The organism is Mailhella sp. (assembly GCF_057866825.1).
The window spans coordinates 1-2,228 of sequence record NZ_DBMAHT010000207.1; the positions used below are offsets into that span (position 1 = coordinate 1).

General features: G+C 67.0%; 2 protein-coding genes and 1 pseudogene. All 3 read right to left on the reverse strand.

Annotated elements, in window-relative coordinates:
* The coding region (locus ACZM96_RS10735) for a 4Fe-4S dicluster domain-containing protein (protein ID WP_489489048.1) at positions 1 to 475 on the reverse strand (475 nt) is incomplete at its 3' end.
* Between the two features lie 9 nt (positions 476 to 484).
* Positions 485 to 1,975, reverse strand: a complete 1,491-nt coding sequence (locus ACZM96_RS10740; protein ID WP_489489049.1) for a hydrogenase large subunit — start codon at positions 1,973 to 1,975, stop codon at positions 485 to 487.
* Positions 1,975 to 2,228, reverse strand: a pseudogene (locus ACZM96_RS10745) (proton-conducting transporter transmembrane domain-containing protein); the annotation flags it as partial. The pseudogene ACZM96_RS10745 and the gene ACZM96_RS10740, both read right to left, overlap by 1 nt.

A 2,228-nucleotide genomic window follows, 5' to 3' on the forward strand; every position in this document is an offset into this window, starting at 1 on the left:
GCGTGCCGAGCACGTTGACGTCGGCCTCGCAGGCCATGCAGCCGCCCGCGCTCACTTCGCGCAGCTTGAGCGAGCGGGAAAACATGGACAGATCGCGCCTCTGCTCTCCCCGCGCCTGCAGGATGCCGGGCTGCTCGACGCCCTCGCCGGCGGCGGGGCCGCGCACGATGAGCGCCTCGCGGCTGTAGGCGGCCAGCCGGTGCTCATGGGTGAAGATGATCTTGTGCTCCGGGCACGCCGATTCGCAGGCGCGGCAGAACAGGCAGCGGCCCATGTCGATTTCCGGGCCGGAAGCGGCAAGGCGCACGGCTCCCGTGGGGCAGGCCGTCAGACAGGCGCGGCTTTCGCAGCCCTTGCAGGATGTGGCCGTAATCGAGGGGAGTCCGGCAAAGCGCGGACTGATGGCGGGCGACACAAAAGGATAGTTCAGCGTGCGGAAGCCCTGATGCAGGCGTTCCCTGATGATGTTCAACATGGCGTTTCCTTACAGATCGTGCCCGCAGTAGGACAGGTTGAAGCTCTTGTTGCACAGCGGAAAGTCAGAAATCTGTTCGCCGCGCAGGGCCATGGCAAGACCCGTCCAGTTGTGGAAGGACGGATCCACAATCTTGTAGGCGAGCCAGTCGCCGTTTTCCGCGGTAACGCCCACGTGGCACACTTCGCCGCGCCAGCCTTCCACCTGCGCCACCGCAAGCCGCGACGCAGGCATGGCGGGCAGCGAAACGCGGCACGGCTCCTCGCCGCATGAAAAGCCGAGCTGAAGAAGATCGGTTTCGGCCGAGGCCGCGGAATCGTTCAGTTCGTCGCTGCGCAGAAGCGTGCGGGCCAGCACGTCGCCGGTGGTGCGCATGCGCTTGTGCAGCGCGCCGTTGTCGAGATCGCAGAGCGGCCAGTCCATGCGCGCGTCCACGGACACGCCGCAGGCACGCGCCGCCATGCCCACGAGGCCGAGCGCGCGGGCGTCTTCAAACGACACCTTGCCCGTGCCCGTGAGTCTGGCAAGCACGCTTGAGGTTTCCAGCATCACGTCCACCGAGGCGCGCGCGTCGCGACAGGCCGCCCGCAGCTTCGTGATGAGCGAGCGGCAAAGCTCGGCGTCGGCGTCCCACTTTACCCCGCCGGGGCAGAGCAGGTTGCGCCCGAATCGGCTGCCGCAAAGCTCCGCCGTGATGTTGAGAAAGTCGCCGGTAATGCGTCCGTTCCAGGCCGAGGTGGGCAGAAAGCCCGTGTCGCCGCCGATGGCTCCGAGATCGCGGGTGTGATTGGCCAGGCGTTCGAGCTCCAGCGCCAGACGCCGCAGAAGATGCGCCCGGTTCGTGATCTTCACCCCGCAAAGCCGCTCCAGCACGGTGCAGTACGCCGTGGCGTGCCCCACGGCCGTGTCGCCCGCAATGTTCTCCATGAGCGGCAGCACGAGCTTCGCCGGAGAGTGCAGAATGAGATGTTCCGCGTCGCGATGCTGAAAGCCGAGCTCGATTTCCAGATGCATCACGTTTTCGCCGTAGCACTGGAAGCGGAAGTGCCCGGGTTCGATGACGCCCGCATGCACGGGGCCCACGGCCACTTCATGCACTTCGGCGCCTTCCACGCGGTAGTAGTCGGTCTGGGCGGGGCCGGGACGCGACGAGCGCGGCCCGTTTTCCTGCGGGCGAAAGCGCACGGGCTTGAGCCAGGGGTGTCCTTTGGGTTCGATGCCCCAGGTCTCGAAGAGCTCGCGTTCAAAAAGATGCGCCTGCGGGCAGTGCGGCGTGAGCGCGTCGTAGGCGCGGCCCGGGCGGGCGCGCATGGCGTCGAGCAGACGGGCCGAGGCGTCGGCAAGAATGCACAGAACTTCCGTGCCCTTGGGATCGGGCACGCCGAAAAACGCCAGCAGGCGCCAGCCCTTGCGGCAGCGTTCCGAAACCGAGGCGCAAAGCGCGTCCATGTCGATGACGGGAATGTCGTTCCAGGCGATGGATTCTCTGTAGTTGAACATCAGGCCCCCAGAAGCGCGGCGGCGCGGTTGAGCGTTTCCACAAGCCAGTCGGGCACGGCGAGGCCGAGGCCGAGGGCCATGAGGCACAGCGCGGCGGGCGGCAGCACGCTGAACAGGGATTCGTGGTAGTCCCTGGGCACGTCGTGCGGGGGCGTGCCCTGCGCCATGCGCAGCACGGGAATGGACATGCCTATGAAAATGCCGGCGAGCGCGGCGAGATACACGAGGGCCACGGCGAGCCCGGCATGGGCGA

Bases quoted from the DNA above. Each gene is read 5' to 3' on its own strand.
- ACZM96_RS10740 (WP_489489049.1), bottom strand. From the start codon at position 1,975: ATGTTCAACTACAGAGAATCCATCGCCTGGAACGACATTCCCGTCATC.